The sequence below is a fragment of the Changchengzhania lutea genome (assembly GCF_006974145.1).
Taxonomy (GTDB): domain Bacteria; phylum Bacteroidota; class Bacteroidia; order Flavobacteriales; family Flavobacteriaceae; genus Changchengzhania; species Changchengzhania lutea.
This window is the reverse complement of record NZ_CP039456.1, coordinates 2,933,265-2,954,754: the sequence shown is the minus strand read 5'-3', so window position 1 is coordinate 2,954,754 and position 21,490 is coordinate 2,933,265. Positions and strand designations below refer to the sequence as shown.

Below are 21,490 nucleotides of genomic sequence, written 5' to 3'. Positions count from 1 at the left end.
AAAATTGAACTAAACATTTTATACCTAAAACATTTAATAACCGAATTGTAATTATCTAATGCTGAATTGAAGCATTTGGAAAACTAACAGCTTCTTTATGTTAAATATTACTATTGTATGTATAGAATCGTTCCTATAATTTTTATGGCAGACAGTCCGATTTTGGTTCCTCAAATTGTATCTACTATTGCGATTTATACCTAAGTAAAATAGCATCTTTTTCATCACAAAAAGTCTTAAATAAAAAGTTATATATTAGCATAGACAAGGCAGGCATTGCGTGGTATTTCTGATAATTAATTTACCATATATTTGTTTGATGCGTCTTTTGATTTTTCATATGTGAGTATAATTTTTCACTTATCTTATAACACCTTCAGACAGTAGATTTTAGACCAAAAGAGGCTCATAGACAAAATCTATTAAGTGTTATTAACAAATTAATTATCAAATTTTTATATAATATAATATAAAGTCTTAATTTAATAATTTTAAAATGAGCTACATTCTATTACTCATCACGTTAATTATAAAATAACACGGCTCTTAAAAGAAGAATTTAAGATATGATACAACAAATACTGTAACAATTAACCCTGAAATGCTACTTACAGAATAACTAACCGAAACTTTTGAATAAACAACTAGAACATAGCTTTGTTGAATTGCTTGAAAAGCATCAAAATATCATTCATAAAGTGTGTCGTTTATACACCAATAATTATGACGCTCATAATGATTTATTTCAAGAGATCACCATACAACTTTGGAAAGCCTATCCGAAGTTTAGGGGTGACTCAAAATTCAGCACGTGGATGTATCGCGTGGGCTTAAATACGGCGATTACCTTATACCGAAAATCCAAACGTCAAATAACCACCCAAGATTTTGAAGGTGTCGCCTTTAAAATGAAAGCTGAGGATTATGATGACACCGAAGAACAACAGTTAAAGACATTGTATAAAGCGGTGCACAAGTTAAACGACATTGAAAAAGCACTGGTATTTCTTTATTTAGAAGATAAAGATTATAGAGAAATAAGTGAAACACTTGGTATTAGTGAAGTGAATGCACGTGTGAAGATGAATAGGATTAAAACAAAACTTAGAACCATTTTAAATCCGTAACCTATGGATGAATTAGATTTATTAAAGAAAGACTGGAAGAAACAAGATGCAGAGCACAAGAAACTTTCGGTGACAGACATCTACCCGATGTTACATAAAAAATCGTCTTCAATAGTTAAGACGCTCTTGTACATTAGCATAGCAGAGTTACTATTTTGGATTTTGGTTAATACCATACCTTATATAGTATCAGACTCATATAGAAGCAAGTTAGAGACTATGTATGCTAATACCGGTTTATTTACCGCACTTACCATTTTTAGCTATGCCGTTATTTTACTGTTTATTTACCTGCTCTTCAAGGCTTATAAGTCTATTTCCGTTACAGACAACGCAAAAAGACTCATGGAAAGCATCTTAAAAACTCGTAAAATTATCAAATACTACGTGCTTTATAATTTAATTATGGCGGGTATTTCATTAATTATTGGCTTTTACTTCACCTTTACAAACGACCCCAAGGTCATGAGTAAAATATCCCATTTTAATGACAAACAGATGCTCTTCCTTTACGGCTTTATGTTTATAACTATTACCATTTTCGTGGCAATTATTTGGCTCTTTTACAAGCTCATCTACGGCTGGTTATTAAAACGCTTAAACAGGAATTATAAGGAATTAAAAAAGCTAGAAGTATAGTTTTATGAACGTTACCTAAAGGTCGGGCTTTTATTCATGCACTTCTATTTTGAATTATTGAATTCATGAACACAAATGTTTCGCTATATCTTTTTAAAGTGTCATTTCAAAAAGGACATACTGGGTATTTTAATGATTTTAAGTATCATACATGTCTTATAACAAATAAGTTTTAAAAAGGATGCCGCATCAATCCCTAACGCACAAAACCATCAACCTCAACAACATCACCAGATTGCATATTACCAATTTCGATAGCACCCACTCGAACCCGAACCAAACGCAGTGTTGGAAAACCAACAGCAGCAGTCATTTTTCTAACTTGCCTAAATTTGCCTTCGGTGAGCGTTACAGACACCCAAGATGTTACCCCATGCCTATCATCCCGTATTTTCTTTGAACGCGAAGGCAATCCTGGGATAGCATCCAATTTAAATGCTTTACAAGGTTTGGTAAAGTATTTAGATCCATTAAAACCTATGTCTACACCAGCCTTTAATCGCTCAATCGCACGCAAAGACATGTCGCCATCCACCTGAGCATAATATTCTTTTTCTACTTTCTGGCTATTTATAGTATGACTCATGTTACCGTCGGTAGTCACTAAAAGCAAACCTTCTGACGTTTCATCCAATCGACCAACAGCCATACTGTTTTCAGGAAAATCATAGAGCGAACCGAGAAAATTTTTTGTTTTTTGCTGTCGTGAATTGCTCATAAACTGACTCAAATAACCATAGGGTTTGTACAATATATAGTGTTTATGCATAACTTCAGACTGATCCATTCAATATCTTATAAACCAATTCCTTGGTTGGTTTTTGTCCATTTATTTTTTCTCTAATGGTATCAAAGGACATTTTAAAATCACAGCCCGATTTATACCCACTGCATCCATAAGCCGAATTGCCTTTTATAACAGTTCCTTTTTTACATTTCGGACAAGTTAATTCACCAGTTTTTACTTTTTCGGAAACCTTTTTAGGTTCTAACTTTAATTTGAAGTCATCATCAAAACGCAGTAACCCTTCCACCACTCCAGTTTCTGTTTTAAAACCTTTAAGGTTAACGGTACTGCCCTTTTGAAGTAAACGTATAAATTGTTTTTCTGAAATTTTCTTTCCGTAAACACTAAAAGGCATCACAAAATCACAACCCGATTTATACCTACTACAACCATAGGCGTTTTTACCTTTTATTAAAGACCCCGCTTTGCATTTTGGGCAGGTTTCTGAGGTTATGCCTGCCGCTTTCTTTTTAACCGCCTTAGCTTCTCGTTTTTGAACCGTGATGGCATGCGATATATTGGCGCGTTTGGTTTCACTGCGCACCTCGTACACTAAAGCATCTACCATCTGCTTCATGTTTTTTATAAAGGCACCAGCACTAAATGTGCCTTTTTCAATATCTTTTAACTGCTTTTCCCAGGAGCCTGTTAATTCGGCAGATTTGAGTAAATCATTTTGAATCGTATTAATAAGCTGAATCCCCGTATCCGTTGGTAACACCTGCTTTTTGTTACGTTTAATATATTTTCTTTTAAAAAGTGTTTCAATAATATTGGCGCGTGTTGAGGGGCGGCCAATACCATTTTCTTTCATTAAATCCCGTAAATCCTCATCTTCCACCTGTTTGCCAGCCGTTTCCATAGCACGCAGTAAAGTGGCTTCTGTAAACTGATTGGGCGGCTTGGTTTCCTTTTCTAAAAAAGAGGGCGTATGCGGGCCCTTCTCACCTTTTTCAAACGTGGGTAAAATCCCTGATTCCTTTTCCTTGGCATTCGGGTTTTCAAAAACTACCCGCCAACCTTTACTCAAAATTTCCTTTCCCGTGGTTTTGAATGCTACATGAGCAGCACGCCCAATAACTGTCGTATTTGCAACCGTACAATCGTCATAAAACACAGCAATAAAGCGTTTTACAATAATATCGTAAACCTGTTGTTGATTGTATTGCAGATTGATTTGAATCCCCGTGGGAATAATAGCATGGTGATCGGTTACTTTTTTATCGTTAAAAACCTTGGTGGATTTTTTAATCTTTTTTCCTAAAAGCGGTTGTGTTAATGTGGCGTAGTTAGAAAGCTTCTGAAGTATGCCAGATACTTTAGGATAGACATCGTTTGGTAAAAATGTGGTGTCCACTCTTGGGTAAGTCACTGCCTTTTGTTCGTATAATTTCTGAACTATTTTTAAGGTTTCATCTGCCGAAAATCCAAACTTGGTATTGCAATACACCTGTAGCCCAGTTAAATCGAATAGTTTAGGTGCATACTCTTTCCCTTTCTTTTTGGTAACAGATTCTATTTCGAAATTGCTTTCCTTGACTTTATTAGCTAACGCTTCACCATCTTCTTTTTTCAAAAAACGCCCTTCTTCATAGCTAAAAAGGGTATCCCGATACAGCGTTTGCAATTCCCAATACGGTTGCGGCTTAAAATTTTGAATATCTGCAAAACGATTGACTACCATCGCTAAAGTTGGGGTTTGCACACGGCCAACAGACAACACTTGCTTATACCCACCATGTTTTACGGTATACAATCTGGTGGCGTTCATGCCCAATAACCAGTCCCCAATGGCTCTGGAAAACCCTGCGTAATATAAATTATCATAATCTGCAGAGGGTTTTAGGTTTTCAAACCCTTCCTTAATCGCTTCGGTTGTTAATGACGAAATCCACAAGCGCTGCACCTCGCCTTTATAATTGGCTTCATTCATCACCCAGCGCTGAATCAATTCTCCCTCCTGCCCTGCATCGCCACAATTAATCACCAAATCTGCTCTATCAAATAAACTTTTAACTATTTTGAATTGCTTTTGAATACCTGAATTTGCTACCACTTTAGTTTCAAATTTTTCAGGGAGCATGGGCAAGTTGTTTAAATCCCAACTTTTCCAATACGGCTTATAATCATTGGGCTCCTTGAGTGTACACAAATGACCAAAGGTGTAGGTTACCGCATAGCCGTTACCTTCGTAATAGCCATCACGTTTGGTGTTCGCTCCAAGAACTGAAGCAATTTCGCGGGCTACACTAGGTTTTTCAGCAATACAGACTTTCATTTTTTTTTCTTAAATTATGACTTGCAAAATAGAAATTTTGATATGTTTTTTGATAGAGATTTGTTAGGAGTTATTAACTATATGTTGGGTTGGAATTAATATCAAATTTTTGTCGAATTTAGAAGTGTCCTAAAAACGAGAGAGGCTACAATATACTTTTATTCATGCCGCTATTTGCGTTAGGGATTGCAGTGAAACATTTATGTTCATGAATTCATTATTCTAAAATAGAAAGACATGAATAAAAGCCCACAGCGAGCTACGAGCGCGAACTTGTAACGGAAAGCCCGACCCGATAGGGTAACGCCCAAATTTTTATTTAAGTTGAGTTCCACTTGATAGATTACCACGTCCTAACTCCTTGTAATTATCTAACCAATTAACAGATTGCCGCGTCCTACGTCCTCGCAATGACACTTAGCATAAACTCTAAAAGTTATAATTATATAGTTAAGTGAAATTCAGATTCGTCATTGCGAGGCACGAAGCAATCTTTTTAATTGAAACTGAATTGAAAACAGTTAATAAATGAAATTATTACCACCTCCGTTGTTTATTCAATTCTTCAAGAGCTTCCAATTCTTTTTGAGGAATGACCTTTAAGAATGATGGATGCTGTTCAATGGCATATTCAATGCGTTTTACAATATCTTCAGTGCTTTCATTATCATAATCGATAACCAATGGCTCCTTAATTTCAAAAGATTGTAGAATGTTTTTCTTCTTAATTCGCAATCCTTTTTTATCAAATGAACGTCTGAAACCATCAATAACAATAGGCACTACCACAGGCTTGTAGCGCTTAATAATATGTGCTGTACCTTTTCTAATAGGTTTAAAGGGTGTGGTGGTGCCTTGCGGAAAAGTGATGACCCAACCATCATCCAGCGCTTTCCCAATACTGGAAATATCACTCATTTTCACCTGGCGATTCACATCTTTTCCTTCTGCTCGCCATGTGCGTTCTATACTAATAGATCCCATGTAAGCCAATATTTTTGGCAATAGGCCTGACTTCATGGTTTCTTTTGCAGCGACATAATATATATTTAATTTCGGATCCCATATATAGCCAATGTTTTTTATGGAATCTACCCGTCCACTTAAGCTGGCATTAAATACGTGAAACATAGAAACCACGTCTGCAAAATAGGTTTGATGGTTAGAAATGAACAACACATTAGTTTCTGGAAGATTTTTAATTATCTCGGAGCCATCTATTTGGAGTTCGTTAAACCCTCGAAACCTTCTGTGGGTTAGAAGTCCGAAAATTCTAATCAACCATTTCTTTACGAATAGTATATGCCCGAAAGGATTTTTTTTAAATAACCCCATAAATCAATTTTACATTGTGTTAGATATTTACAAATGTAACAAATCTATCAAACTAGAATGCTTCATTCAATAAGTCTTTAATTTCGCTAAGCATCATGGCTGTGGCTCCCCAAACCACGTGATTGTTTAAATGAAAGGCAGGCACTTCAACCTCAACACTATAGGATGTTGAAATACGCTCTGTGATTACATTTTGCTCATCGAGAAAATGCTTCAAACTAATTTCAATAATAGCTTCAACCTCGTCATCTTGCTTATTAAAAGTGGGAGTTGCCTGCAAAACACCTAAAAAGGGTTGGACACAAAAATGACTTGGAGGAATATAGACTTCAGATAGTGTTTTAACGACTTCAATAGTACGTTGCGGCACACCGATTTCTTCATAGGTTTCTCTAATAGCGGCATCTTTTAGAGACGCATCATCAGGCTCCAATTTGCCACCGGGAAATGCCACTTGCGCAGAATGCACGCCATTATACGTGTTTCTTAATATTAATACAAAGTGGGTTTGCCCATGATTGTCGGGATAAAACAAGGCCATCACACCTGCTCTTTTAACATCTTTCATCATTTTTTGTTGGCGTTTCAATAAGGTTTGCCTAAACGGAGGCACCATTTTAAACTGGGATGCTTCGGCTGGTAGCTGGATATTTTTTATTTTAGCTATCGATTTTAAAAAATCATCAAAATTCATAAGCTCTAGTGCGCTTTATTTTTAATTTAAAAAGATTAATGAGACGTTTATCCTTTTTATGTGTATTCCTTTTATTTCTGAATTGTGAAGATAAGCAATCTGATAAAAAAACGGTTTCTAAAACCGATACGTCATCTGTAGAAAAAAAGATATCCACTAAAGATTCCATTAAAAAACCAGAACGCAAATTTCCCAAGTTAAATTCTAAAAATGCTATGGAATTTTTTCTTCAGTATGAAAAAGAAAATAAAGAAAATACCGTACGCTTAACCACTGATTTTGGAGTTATTGATATTGAATTGTTCACTAAAACTAAATTCCATCGTGCTAATTTTATTTTTCTAACAAAACAGAAATACTTTAATGGCACCCAATTTTATCGGGTGATTGATAATTTTATTGTTCAGGCTGGAAATAGTGACGATAGAAAAACAGCACGCAAACGTGCCAAAATTGGAAAATACTTATTGCCCACAGACACTAAACGCGGTTACACGCATGAGCGCGGTGTTGTATCTATGCCCAGTAGCGAAATTGACAACCCCTACAAACTAGCATCTCCGTTTGAGTTTTTTATTATACAGCAGCATGGAGGCGCGCATTTTTTAGATGGTGATTATACTATTTTTGGAAAGGTAATAAGCGGAATGAGTGTTGTTGATAAAATAGCAGCCGTAAAAACAGATGAAGCCGACTGGCCCTTGCGCAATATTTATATTAGAAAAGTTGAGATTTTAAATTAACCTTTTGTTTTCTGCTTTGCAATACCCAAATTTAAAAAATTTCCAGTATTTACATGGCTTTCAGAGGGTGTTTCAAAAATGTTCGAAAAACAGAAAACAGATGAAGCTTACTGGCCATTGCGTAATATTTATATTAGGAAAGCAGAAATTATAAACTAATCTCTATAGATATTAGGCAGTGCAATCTTGAATTTTACTGCGAGCAGTCTAATAATTATAACTGTTGCGCCAGCTATAACAAACACCCAATTATCTTGAATAGGCAATTTTCGTAAAACAAAATAGCCAATACCTCCAATTATACAAGCTGTGGCATAAATTTCTTTTCTGAAAATAACTGGGATTTCATTACACAAAATATCCCTAATCACACCACCAAAGGAGGCTGTCATGGTTCCCAAGGCAATACAAACAATAGGATGTAAACCTGCATTTATGCCCTTCTCAATACCAACCACGGTATATAAACCGATGCCAATGGTATCGAATAGGAACAGAGAGGTTCTCAAATAATTGATTTTACTTCTGAAAATGATGGCGAAAATTGCTGAAATAAATACAACGTAAAAGAACGTCATATCCTTCATCCAACTTACGGGAGTTTCCCCAATAAGTATATCTCTAAGTGTGCCACCGCCAACTGCTGTTACGAATGCAATAATTAAGATCCCGAACAAATCCATGCGCTTATTAAATGCTACCAACACACCTGAAATGGCAAAAGCGATGGTTCCTAAAATATCAAGTGTGTAAAACATTTTTTAAAACAAATTGGCAGTAATAATAGGCTTTAAATTCGGCATTTACAAACCAATAGCCGGATTGAATAGTTTCATTTATTAACACCTCAACAATTCGTCATTTAAAAACGACAATTCGGTAAGCTCTATTATTTATAATGGTTCTTTCTTTTTAGGTTTGAAAAATATAATAATAAAACTTATAACATGAAAAATTTCTTAACAGCTAAACACAGCCAAAAACGTTCAATAGTAAGGTATCACAAATTAATAATGCTCGTTATGGCTATCATTGGGACAGTCACATTTGGATATTCACAAGAGGATAACACCAAATCAATCACTGTAACTATTGAGAATATCCATAACAACAAAGGTCACGTCATCCTTTCGTTACACAACGAAGACACCTTTATGAAAAGTGAAGGCATCCAATCTAAATCAAAAGACATTGTAGACGGCAAGATTACGGCAATCTTTTCAGGTGTAGCTCCTGGCAATTATGCCATTTTAGCGATACATGATGAAAATGATAATAAGCGTATGGATTTTGAAGATAATGGCATGCCAATAGAATCGTATGGTATGTCTAATAATTCAATGAGTTTTGGTCCACCACAATTTGAATCTGCAAAGTTTGAATTAAGCACAGAGGACTTGGAAGTGACCATTATTTTTTAGAATCATACTCTTAGGGAAACGACTCTTAGCCATCATTATTGATTACCTAGTCATATTATGCCAATGCTTCTTTATTATTTGGAGTAACCATGTTAATTACATCTAACTACTCTATCAACATAGAAAAAGTTCACCCCTACAGAGCACAAATAGTCAGTTTTATAACGCTTAGCCTACCCACATTTTTATATTTCTACCTCTCTGAGATAAGTAAAAATAGAGGTACTATAGGAAAGCGACTTATGAAAATTTATGTTGAAATATCTCATAACAAACCTCCAAAAAGGAACATCTTCAAATTTTTACCATGGGAATTCGCTCATGCTGGCATGCATTGGATGGGCTATTATGGCTTTGATAACCCAGAACTTCCCATGTGGATTTGGGCACTCATAATCATTCCAGAAGTCATTGCGCTATCTTATATTATTAGCGCTATCTATTATAAAGGTTCCAAGACGTTATACGACATAGCCTCAAATACGCTTATTGCAAGGCGATAAGAAGAGGGTGTCTAAAAAACCGTCATTGCGATCCCGAGTATTCGGGAGAAGCAATCTGCTAAATTTAAGTTATCGATTAACAGATTACTTCGAAATTAAAATTTCTCGTAATGACGAATAAAATCGACTTTTAAGACAGTCTCTTTTTTTATTATGAATTCTGTTTTTTTTAAATGGTTTCGTTTAACCATGCTTTCATCATCCAAACGGTCTTTTCTTGTTCTGTGATAAAATCACTCATCATCGAATTTGTGCCTTCATCATTTACATCATCAGATTTATTTAAAATTGCGCGCTCAATCGTCAATAGCTCGCTTAAAGAATCCACTATTAATCGCACCGCTTTATCATCCTGAGAAATATTCTTCCCCACAGGTACTTTTGCCTTTTGCGAATAATCTTCAAAAGTATGTAACGGCGTCACGCCTAAGGTTAGAATACGTTCTGCGATGGCGTCTACTTTTAGATTAACATCCGTATATAATTCTTCAAACTTAACATGTAAATCAAAAAAACGCTTCCCTTTAATATTCCAATGAAGGCCTCGTAAATTCTGATAATATATTTGAAAATTAGACAGCAAGTCATTTAAATCGTTTGCTAAATCTTTCGTTTTTGAGGTGTCTAAACCTATACTATTTAATGTCATTTTCTTTTAGTTTTTATATACCACTAATTTAATCTATTATTAACAATTTTTAGCATCAATTTTATTGATAGTTTTTATATTTTTATAGCCTAATTTGATACCCTAATGACCATAACCCAATTGTATTATGTTTTGGCTGTCGCCGAAAACCAAAACTTCACAAAAGCTGCTGAAAAATGTTTTGTAACCCAGCCCACCTTGAGTATGCAAATTCAGAAATTAGAAGATCAGCTAGATGTTCTCATATTCGATAGGAGCAAAAAGCCTATTGAGTTAACTGATGTTGGTAGAAAAATTGTGAAACAGGCCAGAAACATTGTGAACGAATCGAATAGAATTCAAGATATTGTAGATCAACAAAAAGGATTTATTGGTGGCGAATTTAAATTAGGAATTATACCTACTATAATGCCGACACTGCTACCCATGTTTTTAAAGACCTTCATTAAAAAGCACCCCAAAGTAAAATTAAAAATTGAAGAATTAAATACTGAAGAAATAATAGCCAGACTTAAAGATGGCCATTTAGATGCCGCCATTGCCGCAACGCCTTTAGATGATGAGATTATTAAAGAACGTGTACTTTACTTTGAGCCTTTTGTAAGCTATATACCAAAAAGTCATCGTTTACACAGTTCAAAAAAAATTGATGTGGCCGACCTAGATATTCATGATATGCTACTGTTAGAAGATGGGCATTGCTTTCGTGATGGTGTTATAAATTTATGCAAAGTATTGAAAAGTCAAACTGAGGATGAATTTCAGTTAGAAAGTGGAAGTATAGAAACACTTGTAAAACTATCAAACGAAGGTTTAGGAATGACACTCCTTCCCTATTTACACACGCTAGATATTAATGATGATGAAAAACAAAATCTCCATTACTTTAATGAGCCAACACCTGCAAGAGAGGTTAGTATTATTTACCATAAAAGTGAATTAAAAATGCAAATTGTAGAGGCATTACAAGATGTTATATCTGGTATTATTCGTGGTGCTATTGCTTTTCAAAACGTAAAGATTATAAGTCCTTTACCTAAATAAAATAGTCCAATAAAAAAGCGACCCATGGGTCGCTTTTTTTATTAAGGTTTTAAATAAATTAAACATTGATTTAATTCGGGGTTTTGCTGTACAAGAGAATGAATGAAAATTTTAAGTTCTTCAATCTCATAAGGCAATAAACGAGATATGGCCTTTTGTACTTCTCTGCAAAACAACGTTGTGTCAAAACTAACTTTTTTAAGCACAGTTTTGGTATATTCTAACATTGCTCTTGCCATGATTTAATTAGGTTTAGGTTGTAAATAAAGTAGAATTTAGAATAGGCTTTTTTTATTTAAAATTTAATACCTAAATGTAGTGAAAAAAATTAATATTTATTTAATAAAAGGATGAATTTAACATTAAAATCGATTATCGCCATCTAAAATATCACCTAGACCACCCAAAATACTGCCTTCACCTTTATCTTTACCACCGCCTCTTGGAGCAGATGCTAACACCCTGCCAGCCAGTCTACTAAATGGTAATGATTGTATATAGACGGTTCCTGGACCTTGAAGTTTAGCAAAGAATAACCCCTCACCACCAAATACGGTATTTCTAATGCCACCAACAAATTCAACATCGTAGTCAATATCTTGGGTAAACCCAACAATACATCCAGTATCTACCTTCATAATCTCACCGGCTTGCAATACTTTTTTTGCCATGGTACCACCAGCGTGTACAAAAGCCATCCCATCTCCTTCTAATTTTTGCATGATGAAACCTTCACCACCAAACAACCCACGTCCAAGTTTTTTAGAAAATTCAATACCTACACTTACACCTTTTGCCGCACAAAGGAAGGCATCTTTTTGACAAATAAACTTACCCCTATATTCCGTTAAGTCTATGGGAAGTATTTTACCTGGATATGGCGATGCAAAAGACACATTGCGCTTTCCAATAACATTATTATAAAAAGCTGTCATAAATAAACTCTCTCCCGTAAGTATGCGTTTACCGGCTCCTAATATTTTACCTAAAAAGCCCGAATCTTTTTGAGAACCGTCACCAAAAATAGTTTCCATTTTAATACCATCGTCCATCATCATAAAACTTCCTGCCTCGGCAATAACGCCTTCTTGAGGATCTAGTTCAATCTCTACGTATTGCATTTCCTCGCCGTAAATTCTGTAATCGATTTCGTGTGCTGTCATAATACTGTATTTCGTTAAGTTGTTTGTTGTTGATACGTTTATATGTTGATTTGCTTTGAGTTTTGTTACAAAATTTTTAAAATTTTAAGTATATGAAAAAGTTATTTCACAGAGTTTAGCGGAGTTTACACAGAGATGCACGGAGACAAAAAAAACCTCGAAAAGACACAAAGCCGCAAAGTGTTACGTGACTCACTGTTAACTGAGACTGAGACTGCTTACTGTTTCACTTTCACGCTCCATTCAAAATTAAAAGTTGAAACTATAACACCATCTTCATTTTTACCAACAGATTGCATCCAAAGTGTTTGCCCTTCTCCTGTTTCTATAGCTTTTTCAAGAACTTCGTCAACGGCTTTTCCTTCATTACATGTAAAATTGATTTTACCTATTGCTTTTTTACTAAATGTTGCATTATTTGTTGTGACTAGCATAGACACGCGTTTACCTGATTCTTGGATTTTAGAAATCATTAATGCTCCTGTTGAAAACTCTGCCGCCATACCTTGTACGGCCCAAAACATAGACTTAAATGGGTTTTGGTTTATCCATTTGAATCTAACACCTACTATACATTTTTCATTATCAATATATTTAGTTCTTACGCCACATAAATAGGCTGCTGGCAGCTTAAACATGGTGTAAGTATTTAGTTTTCTTCGTGTTAAGGTCATTTTAAGAATTTTAATTTTTTACTAAGTTATGAAATAAATACAGATCAGTAAATGTTAAATTTATGTTAATTTTTAGTACTATGTGTAACATAATACCTTTTAAAAGACATATATTTGTATAAGAAACTATTATATGCTTTTAAATCATGATAGATAATCATCAAAAAAACATCGCCACTTTCATTCATTTGTCCACCTTTAGTAGATTTATAGTTCCGTTTGGAAATTTTATAGGCCCTATTATTTTATGGGTAACCAATAAGGAAAAATCTGAATTTATAGATGCTAATGGTAAACAAGCCATCAATTTTCAAATTAGCATTTTGTTGTACGCAGTAATTTTAGGCACTTTAACAATTCCGTTTTTCATATTTAAACTTTTTAACGGCATTGATTTTATAGATTTTAATGGGTTTCATGATTTTCATATTAATATTGGGAAACCCTCACCCCTACTTTATGTAGGTGGCGCACTTGGTGTTTTGGCAGTAATCGGGTTTATACTCGAACTCGTTTTTATCGTGATTGCAAGTTTAAAAGCGAGAGATGGCGAAGTGTATAAATACCCATTAACTATCAATTTTTTAAAATAACGACTCGTAAAATGGTAGACGGAACTGCGTTAGGGATTGCAGTGGAAATCCTTTTTTTGAGGCACGAGAAAAAAGATTGCAACGGAAAGCCCGACCCTTGTGGTAACGCCCAGAAAAAGAAAAAATAATTTCATCAATAATCAATTTTAATCAATCAAAAAATGAACAGTTTCAATTTATTAAAACACTTTAAAACATGAAGATAGAAAACACAAAAGCACAGATGCGCAAAGGCGTGCTAGAGTTCTGCATACTATCGGTCTTAAAAGACGACGATGCTTATGTTGCAGAAATACTGGGCACCTTAAAGGACGCTAAGTTGCTTGTGGTTGAGGGAACTATTTACCCACTACTTACACGACTTAAAAACGCCGGTCTTTTGAATTACCGATGGGAAGAATCGACTTCCGGACCACCAAGAAAGTATTACGGTTTAACAGAAACCGGAAAGTTATTTTTAAAAGAACTGAACACGACTTGGAGTGAATTACAGAATGCAGTAAATATAGTAACAAGCCAAAAAACAACTAACAATGAATAAGACAGTCAACATAAATTTAGCAGGTATATTTTTTCATATAGATGAGGATGCATACTTAAAATTACAGCGCTATCTTGAGGCTATAAAACGTTCATTTACAGACTCTCAAGGACGATCTGAAATCATATCTGATATAGAATCGCGTATAGCAGAACTTTTTAACGAGCGCGTAGAAAATGATAAACAGGTCATCCGAATTAAAGAGGTAGATGAAGTGATCTCGATTATGGGACAACCTGAAGATTACTTAGTCGATGACGAGATTTTTGAAGATGAACCTCAAAGCACTTACACTAAAAAAACGAGCACATCTCGGAAATTGTTTAGAGATACAGACAACTCTTATATAGGTGGCGTATCCTCTGGATTGGCACATTATTTTGGAATTGACGCCATATGGATTAGACTCGCCTGGATCCTTTTAATATTTGGTGCTGGTACTGGAATTCTACTCTATATTTTGTTATGGATTTTAGTTCCTGAGGCAAAAACTACTGCCGAAAAAATAATGATGACCGGAGAACCCGTAAACATTTCGAACATCGAAAAAAAAATTAAAGACGGGTTTGACAGTGTTTCCGATGTTGCCAAAAATGTAACCGATTCGGTTTCGGTAGCAGCGAAAAACGTTTCAGACTCAGTTTCGAATGCCGCTAAAAATGTCGATTTACCGAAACAAGGCAACCGAATAAAATCGTCTTCAAGAACTTTTTTCGATACTATTGGTGAAATCATCATGTTTTTCTTTAAAGTGTTTGCAAAGTTCATTGGCATTATCTTACTTATAATTGGAGCAGCTACTTTAATAGGGCTGATTATTGCTTTATTTTCAATAGGTGTCGCCGATGTGATTCATATTCCAGGTTTAGATCTAGTAGATGTTGTAAATGCTGGTAACACGCCAGTTTGGTTGGTATCTTTACTTGTGTTTTTCGCCGTTGGGATTCCATTTTTCTTACTCTCGTATTTAGGATTGAAAATATTAGTTAACAACCTAAAATCTATTGGAAGAATTGCAAAATTCACACTTTTGGGCTTATGGTTAATTTCTATTATTGGTCTAACCGTTGTTGGAATAAGACAAGCGAGTGCGCATGCTTTTAATGAGCGGGTTATTGACAAGAAGGAATTTAATATTATTTCGAACGACACGCTGAATGTGAAAATGATAAGCAATGATGTGTATGGTGATGATTCCTATCGACGACATTCTGCTTTTAGAGTCGCCCACAATGAAAACGGTGAAAAAACCATATACTCATCAGATATAGAAATTATAGTGAAATCTACCACAGATAGTCTTGCGACTATAAGTATTGAAAAAAGTGCAGACGGCAGGAATTACGACCAAGCCATAGCGCGCGCTAAAAACATTAACTACAGCTATACACAACATGGTGATACATTGCTCCTAGACGCTTATTTAACTACAGATCCAGATAATAAGTTTAGCGACCAAGAAATCACTATTATTCTTCATTTACCCGAAGGATCGGTAGTTAACTTTAATAAGAATACCAAGTCTTATTTGAATTACAGAAAATACAACGACAACATTGTATCTTCTAATGATGTAAGTCATTATTTAAAAATTGAAGAAGATGACATCGCGTGTTTGGATTGCCCGAGTGAATACGAAATAGATGTGGACTTAGAAGATGACGATGGGTCATTAAAAATAGATAATGACGGCTTAGAAGTAACGGTTGATAGCTCTGGTTTAGTTATAGATAAAAATGGTTTGAAAGCCAATAGCGAAACCGTACGAGTGAATATTGACCAAAATGGGATTAGCATAAAATCGGATGACGATTAACAAGTCATCCATAAAACATGACAGTTCAGATAATTAAGTTATAAAACCACATCATATTATTAGATATTTGAATCATCAATCAAAAAGCGATACAGTAACCATAGCAATTAATCAAAAAAAACCACTCATCATGACAACATTAACAAAAATTATTTTAGCCACTTTATTAAGTTTAACCCTCTTTTCCTGCAATTTTGATATGCGTCTTCAACCTGGCGTAAGAGGTAATGGAAACGTTCAAATGGAGGATAGAACCATTAATGAACCTTTTACCGCAATCGAAGCCAGTGAGGGTTTAGATGTGTATTTAACTCAAGACAATACTGCCAGTGTCACCATTGAAGCCGATGAGAATCTGCACGACATTATCATTACAGAGGTTGAAAACAATGTTCTAAAAATTCACACCTCAGAAAATATTGGAAAATCAACGTCGAAGAAAGTACATGTCACCTTTAAATCAATTTCAAAAATTAAAGCGACTAGCGGGAGCGATGTTTACTCAACGAACACTATTTCAGTAGATGACTTACAACTTAAAACGACTAGTGGTAGTGATATGACCTTAGATGTAAATACCTCAAACTTAATTTGTAAAGCAACCAGTGGAAGTGACTTAAGAGTGTCTGGAAAGACGACTACCCTAAGTGCAGAAGCTACTAGTGGAAGTGATATAAAAGCTTCAGATTTAATAGCACAATCCAGTAATGTGAAGGCCACCAGTGGCGCAGATATTAGTGTTAATACTGCTAAAGAGCTAACAGCGAAAGCGACTAGTGGTGGCGATATTAAATATTACGGCAATCCAGAAATCGTGAATACAGAAGATGGCACTTCTGGCAGTATTAGAAAGCAATAGTTAATATTTTTAGCGCTAATTAAAACAATCAACCAAAAAAAGGTCTTCATGTATTTGAAGGCCTTTTACATTTAGGGTAAATTATATTTGATTTATAAGTACTATAAACTATTTTGATTATAGTGAGAGCTTGAAACGTTAATCTAGTTTTTTATTAAATTTAAGTACATTGAATTATATGAAACTGTTTTTTATACCATAAAAATATTTAGCAAACCTAAATATTAGATAATCAGATCATTGGTTTTTGCAATAAAACCTTAGTCAATATTTACTCACATTCCTGAAAAATAGCATAGAACAACTCATTAAAATTATTACTTCCAAAATCCTTCAATTTCCTCAAGAGTTTTTCCTTTAGTTTCAGGGATATATTTATAAGTAATAATTATAATAACAATAATAAATGCAATAAATATAAAATAGGGTAACGAACCATTCCAAGAAGCACTATTATTTACTTTGCTATCCATAACCATAGGGAAAGATTGCGAAACCACATAATTTGCTGCCCATTGTCCTGCTACTGCAACAGACATGGCAACGCTGCGTATTTTATTTGGAAACATTTCTGATAGCAAGACCCAAACTACTGGTCCCATGGAAAGTGCAAATGACGCTATAAAAAGGAGCACGCCAAGCAAAGATATAATCCCAACAGCTTGTTGTTGTAAAGAGATTCCTAATAATAAAAACCCGCCAATCATTCCTATGGATCCAATATATATTAATGGTTTTCTACCAAATTTATCTACAGTAAACATCGCAATAAAAGTGAATATTAGATTAATAAACGCTAGTAGTATTTGTTGTGCCAAAACGTCTTCTTTCCCAAATCCTAATGATTTTTCAAAAATATCCGCACCGTAATATAGTACGGCATTAATTCCTGTAAACTGCTGTAAAACAGACAAAGTAGTTCCTATAACAATGATTCCCAATATTACTTTTGAAAAGTAATTCACCTTATGAGTCTTATCACTTGTTTTTAGTGAGTGTCTAATTTCTAATATCTCTTTGTTAGCTTGCTCCGGACCATGTATTTTTACCAATGTTGCCAAAGCATCATCATCTTTTCCTTTAAGCGCCAACCAACGTGGACTTTTAGGCACAAAGAACAGCAATATTAAAAAGAGACAACTTGGAATTAATTCCGACCAAAACATACGTTTCCATCCAAATGCTATGTTTTGTTCTTCAGATAAATTATTTCCAATAAAATAGGTTACTAAAAACACCACAAAAAAACCAACAACTATTGCCAATTGGTAATAAGTAACCATTTTACCTCTTATGCTACTTGGTGCAATCTCTGCAATATACATGGGTGCATTCATAGATGCAATACCAATACCAAGACCTCCTATAATTCTAAAAAAGACCAATAAAGAAACGGATTCTGGAAAAATCGATGGCAAACCAGAACCATAGGCTGAAATTGAAAATAGCACAGCTGAAATTATTAAAGAGTATTTTCTGCCAAATTTTATACTTAAAGGGCCAGCTACAATGGCGCCAACTAAACATCCTAAAAGAGCACTTCCTACAACCCAACCTTTCATTGCCGAATCTAAATCGAAATGTTTACTTAAATAATATTGAGCACCATTAATGACACCGGTATCATAGCCAAATAATAATCCGCCTAATGCAGACACTGCCGCTATTAATAATAAAAAAGTTTTTTTATTCATAATCTGTGTTTTAGTTAATTAATTGAATTTCTATATAAACAGGTAAATGATCTGAAAGGTATTTACAATCTTTAGAATCACTCAATATCGCATATTTATAGACGTTAATATTATTACTTACAAAAATATAATCAATTCTTTTGGTAACTGGCCGGTCAAAATGAAATCCATTAAATGTACCAGATGGTCCAAATGGTTTTGTTTTTGAAACCTCAATAGCATCTTGTAACACAGTTTTTATGATTTGAATGCTCTTGGTCTCGGGTGTTAAATTAAGGTCACCCATTAAAATTACAGGAAGATTTTCACTGTTTAAATTGTTTATTTTTTGAAGAATTAATTTAGAGCTTTCCATACGTGCAATTTTCCCAACATGATCAAAATGTGTATTGAATACCCAAAGACGCTCATTCGAATTTTTATTTTCCAAAAGAACATACGTACAAATACGATTACAAACGGCATCCCAGCCCATTGACACATTCCCTGGTGTTTCAGACAACCAAAATGTTGAACTTTCTAAGATCTTGAATGCGTTCCTTTTATAAAAAATAGCGGAATACTCCCCTTTATTTTTACCATCATCACGACCAACGCCTACATAATTATAGTTTACCAGCGTACTATCCATGTATTTCATTTGATTTGGTAAAGCTTCCTGAACACCAAAAATATCTGGTTCGTAGAAATTAATTTGACCCATCACAGATTCCTTCCGATTATTCCAACTGCTCTCCCCTCCTTTCGGATAATCCAGTTTAATATTATAAGTCATTACTTTTGTGGTCTCTTGACCAAACAAAACGCCCAAGCAACTGAACAATATAAAAAAACAGCAAATGTTTTTCATGTCTTTAGGTTTATTTTTTTGGCATTAATGATATAGCACACCCACCACCGGCGGCTAAATCGATTTCCAAAACAGTGCTGTTATTGACCTCTTGTTCAGAGATTTCATAAACTTCAGGATTGGTCATATAATGTGAATCTTTGGCGTCCTTATATATTTTGGCAATATAAGTTTTACTATCATCTAAAAAATCCAAGTTCACTTTAACAATGCGTTTATTTTCATCGGTTATACAACCCACAAACCAGTTTTCTGTCCCTTTTTCTTGGCGAGCAACAGCAATAAAATCACCAATCTCAGCGTCTAAAACTTTAGAGACGTTCCAATCTACACCAACATCTTCAATGAATTTTAAAGCCAGATGGTTTTCATAATGCTTGATTAAATCTGGCACCATTTGGATCGGGCTGTACAAAACCACATACAAAGCCAATTGGTGGGCCAAAGTGGTATTGATTTGATTGTTTTCGGCATACGGTTTTAACGTCGTATTAAAAATTCCCGGGGTATAATCTATAGGGCCACCCAGCATACGCGTAAACGGTACAATAGTTAAGTGTTCTGGCGGATTGCCACCGTCTTTGGACCATGCATTGTACTCTTGCCCACGAACGCCTTCACGCGAAATAGCTACCGGAAATGTGCGTCTTTTGCCAGTTGCCTTTATGGGTTCGTGTGCATTTATCGCCACTTGGGATGCTATGCCTTTTTCCAGAACTTTTTGGTAATGGTTGACCATATATTGCCCATGATGATATTCACCTTCTGGAATGATACTGCCTACATAACCTGTTTTTACTGAATGAATTCCAAGTTTTTTCATCAATGCAAAAGCGGTATCCAATTGCTTTTCATAACGTATAATATCTGCCGAAGTTTCATGATGCATCACCAATTCTACACCTTTTGATTTTCCATAGTTTACAACTTCTTCTAAGTCATAATCAGGATAAGGGGTTACAAAATCGAAATGCTCTTTCTTGTTCTTTTTATCCCACCATTTTTCCCAACCGGTATTCCAGCCTTCTACCAGCATCCCGTGTATCTTGTGTTTGGAAGCAAAGTCTATCATGTCCTTGGCATATTTTGTGTTAGCGGCATGGTATGCTCCTGAATAATCCCAATTGCCAGTTCCTATATGCATGTCCCACCAAATACCCATATATTTTGTGGGTTTGAAAAAACCCATATCGGCTACGGTATTTGGGTCATTAAGATTCAAAATAAGTTTAGACTCCAATAAATCGCCTGCTCTATCTGCAATTTGAATGGTTCGCCAAGGCGTTTCGAAAGGCGTTTGACGTTTTACTTTTATGTTTTGACTATTACCTACCAACTCGCTTTTCATTTTTAATGCTGAGGTGTCCACCGCTAAAGTCATGCCTGCATAATCCGTTAAATCTGCTTCATGGAAACTTAAATACACCCCAGACTCTGTTTTCATGGTCAGTGGGGTATTTGCGGCATTTTCAGGCATATAAGTTTGCCCTAAATGTGTTCCCGGCTCATAGTATTTTAAGGCATCAATTTCTGAAAATTTAGTAGTATTGTACAAATATTCATAAATATCCCAATCCCCCGGGATCCACCAGACTTTATGGTCGCCTGTTAGGTTAAATTCAGTATTTTCATCTGTAATAACCACATCATTTAAATGCTCTTGTTTGGGGAATTCGTATCTAAACCCCACCCCATCATTATAGACTTTAAAAATGATGTTCAGTTTTCTTTTTAATTCTGAAGTTTCTTCCAATTCAATTTTAAGTTCGTTATAATGATTACGGACTTGTGCATCTTCACCCCATACCATATCCCAAGTATCATCGGTAGTGGATTCTTGACTGTTTTTTATTTTAAAATTTGAACTTAAGGGTAACGCATCTTTAAATTCAAATCCCATTTTCGAGGAATCGATTACTTTTTCATTTTTATAATTTACCGTATAAAATGGTTCCTGATTCTCTGATAAAAAAAAGGTTACCTGAATGTTTTTATCTGGCGAAAGCACTTCGGTTAAAAGATTTTTTTCTTCGGAAGTACAGGAAAATAATACTATCACGCTTAAAAAAAGTATTGAAAA

22 protein-coding genes are annotated in these 21,490 nt (G+C 34.8%); 10 read left to right on the top strand and 12 right to left on the bottom strand.

Features of this window, described 5'->3' with window-relative positions:
* The first annotated feature begins 632 nt into the window (after positions 1-632).
* On the top strand, positions 633-1,127 hold the full coding sequence (locus FAF07_RS13210) for an RNA polymerase sigma factor (protein ID WP_142785546.1): 495 nt from the start codon (positions 633-635) through the stop codon (positions 1,125-1,127).
* Positions 1,128-1,130: 3 nt separating this feature from the next.
* Positions 1,131-1,766, top strand: coding sequence for a hypothetical protein (locus FAF07_RS13205; protein ID WP_142785545.1), 636 nt, complete (start codon positions 1,131-1,133; stop codon positions 1,764-1,766).
* A 196-nt stretch (positions 1,767-1,962) separates the two neighbouring features.
* Here the strand turns inward: FAF07_RS13205 and FAF07_RS13200 are convergent, their stop codons facing one another.
* From FAF07_RS13200 to FAF07_RS13185, 4 genes are all read right to left on the bottom strand, one after another.
* Positions 1,963-2,535, bottom strand: a complete 573-nt coding sequence (locus FAF07_RS13200) for a pseudouridine synthase (protein ID WP_142786628.1) — start codon at positions 2,533-2,535, stop codon at positions 1,963-1,965.
* 4 nt (positions 2,536-2,539) lie between these two features.
* On the bottom strand, positions 2,540-4,831 hold the full coding sequence (locus tag FAF07_RS13195; RefSeq protein WP_142785544.1) for a DNA topoisomerase 3: 2,292 nt from the start codon (positions 4,829-4,831) through the stop codon (positions 2,540-2,542).
* Between the two features lie 537 nt (positions 4,832-5,368).
* Complete coding sequence (locus FAF07_RS13190; protein WP_142785543.1) at positions 5,369-6,166, bottom strand: lysophospholipid acyltransferase family protein; 798 nt, start codon at positions 6,164-6,166, stop codon at positions 5,369-5,371.
* Positions 6,167-6,218: 52 nt separating this feature from the next.
* A complete protein-coding gene (locus tag FAF07_RS13185) occupies positions 6,219-6,860 on the bottom strand; it encodes an NUDIX hydrolase (protein WP_142785542.1) in 642 nt (213 codons plus the stop codon).
* Positions 6,861-6,898: 38 nt separating this feature from the next.
* Here FAF07_RS13185 and FAF07_RS13180 point away from each other — a divergent pair, with 38 nt between their 5' ends.
* Positions 6,899-7,603, top strand: coding sequence for a peptidylprolyl isomerase (locus FAF07_RS13180; protein ID WP_142785541.1), 705 nt, complete (start codon positions 6,899-6,901; stop codon positions 7,601-7,603).
* Positions 7,604-7,758: 155 nt separating this feature from the next.
* Here FAF07_RS13180 and FAF07_RS13175 read toward each other — a convergent pair whose 3' ends face one another.
* Positions 7,759-8,361 carry a trimeric intracellular cation channel family protein gene (locus FAF07_RS13175; protein ID WP_142785540.1) on the bottom strand — a complete coding sequence of 201 codons (603 nt, stop codon included), beginning with the start codon at positions 8,359-8,361 and terminating at the stop codon, positions 7,759-7,761.
* A gap of 189 nt (positions 8,362-8,550) precedes the next feature.
* On the opposite strand from FAF07_RS13175, the gene FAF07_RS13170 reads away from it, so the two are divergent.
* Positions 8,551-9,024: a DUF2141 domain-containing protein gene (locus FAF07_RS13170; protein ID WP_246067702.1), complete on the top strand. Its 474-nt coding sequence runs from the start codon at positions 8,551-8,553 to the stop codon at positions 9,022-9,024.
* 89 nt (positions 9,025-9,113) lie between these two features.
* Positions 9,114-9,527 (top strand): RDD family protein, encoded by a 414-nt coding sequence (locus FAF07_RS13165; RefSeq protein ID WP_142785539.1) that lies wholly within the window; start codon positions 9,114-9,116, stop codon positions 9,525-9,527.
* Positions 9,528-9,696: 169 nt separating this feature from the next.
* On the opposite strand, the gene FAF07_RS13160 is transcribed toward FAF07_RS13165, so the two are convergent.
* Positions 9,697-10,176 carry a Dps family protein gene (locus FAF07_RS13160; protein WP_142785538.1) on the bottom strand — a complete coding sequence of 160 codons (480 nt, stop codon included), beginning with the start codon at positions 10,174-10,176 and terminating at the stop codon, positions 9,697-9,699.
* A gap of 105 nt (positions 10,177-10,281) precedes the next feature.
* Here FAF07_RS13160 and FAF07_RS13155 point away from each other — a divergent pair, with 105 nt between their 5' ends.
* Complete coding sequence (locus FAF07_RS13155) at positions 10,282-11,220, top strand: hydrogen peroxide-inducible genes activator (protein ID WP_142785537.1); 939 nt, start codon at positions 10,282-10,284, stop codon at positions 11,218-11,220.
* A gap of 41 nt (positions 11,221-11,261) precedes the next feature.
* Here FAF07_RS13155 and FAF07_RS18705 read toward each other — a convergent pair whose 3' ends face one another.
* From FAF07_RS18705 to FAF07_RS13140, 3 genes are all read right to left on the bottom strand, one after another.
* Positions 11,262-11,459 carry a hypothetical protein gene (locus FAF07_RS18705; protein WP_142785536.1) on the bottom strand — a complete coding sequence of 66 codons (198 nt, stop codon included), beginning with the start codon at positions 11,457-11,459 and terminating at the stop codon, positions 11,262-11,264.
* 123 nt (positions 11,460-11,582) lie between these two features.
* Positions 11,583-12,383 (bottom strand): TIGR00266 family protein, encoded by an 801-nt coding sequence (locus FAF07_RS13145; RefSeq protein ID WP_142785535.1) that lies wholly within the window; start codon positions 12,381-12,383, stop codon positions 11,583-11,585.
* 218 nt (positions 12,384-12,601) lie between these two features.
* Positions 12,602-13,057, bottom strand: coding sequence for a DUF4442 domain-containing protein (locus tag FAF07_RS13140; protein WP_142785534.1), 456 nt, complete (start codon positions 13,055-13,057; stop codon positions 12,602-12,604).
* Positions 13,058-13,203: 146 nt separating this feature from the next.
* Here FAF07_RS13140 and FAF07_RS13135 point away from each other — a divergent pair, with 146 nt between their 5' ends.
* From FAF07_RS13135 to FAF07_RS13120, 4 genes are all read left to right on the top strand, one after another.
* Entirely contained in the window at positions 13,204-13,650 is a 447-nt protein-coding gene (locus FAF07_RS13135; protein WP_142785533.1) for a DUF4870 domain-containing protein, read from the top strand.
* Between the two features lie 196 nt (positions 13,651-13,846).
* Complete coding sequence (locus tag FAF07_RS13130) at positions 13,847-14,191, top strand: PadR family transcriptional regulator (protein WP_142785532.1); 345 nt, start codon at positions 13,847-13,849, stop codon at positions 14,189-14,191.
* Entirely contained in the window at positions 14,184-16,007 is a 1,824-nt protein-coding gene (locus FAF07_RS13125) for a PspC domain-containing protein (protein WP_142785531.1), read from the top strand. Before FAF07_RS13130 ends, FAF07_RS13125 begins: the two co-directional genes overlap by 8 nt.
* 130 nt (positions 16,008-16,137) lie before the next feature.
* On the top strand, positions 16,138-16,866 hold the full coding sequence (locus FAF07_RS13120) for a head GIN domain-containing protein (RefSeq protein ID WP_142785530.1): 729 nt from the start codon (positions 16,138-16,140) through the stop codon (positions 16,864-16,866).
* Between the two features lie 317 nt (positions 16,867-17,183).
* Here the strand turns inward: FAF07_RS13120 and FAF07_RS13115 are convergent, their stop codons facing one another.
* Genes FAF07_RS13115 through FAF07_RS13105 form a run of 3 tightly spaced genes read right to left on the bottom strand, consistent with a single transcriptional unit; the run spans position 17,184 to position 21,469 of the window.
* Positions 17,184-18,560, bottom strand: coding sequence for a sugar porter family MFS transporter (locus FAF07_RS13115; protein WP_142785529.1), 1,377 nt, complete (start codon positions 18,558-18,560; stop codon positions 17,184-17,186).
* A gap of 10 nt (positions 18,561-18,570) precedes the next feature.
* Positions 18,571-19,410 (bottom strand): endonuclease/exonuclease/phosphatase family protein, encoded by an 840-nt coding sequence (locus FAF07_RS13110; RefSeq protein ID WP_142785528.1) that lies wholly within the window; start codon positions 19,408-19,410, stop codon positions 18,571-18,573.
* A gap of 10 nt (positions 19,411-19,420) precedes the next feature.
* A complete protein-coding gene (locus FAF07_RS13105; protein ID WP_317130298.1) occupies positions 19,421-21,469 on the bottom strand; it encodes a glycoside hydrolase family 97 protein in 2,049 nt (682 codons plus the stop codon).
* Positions 21,470-21,490 lie beyond the last annotated feature (21 nt).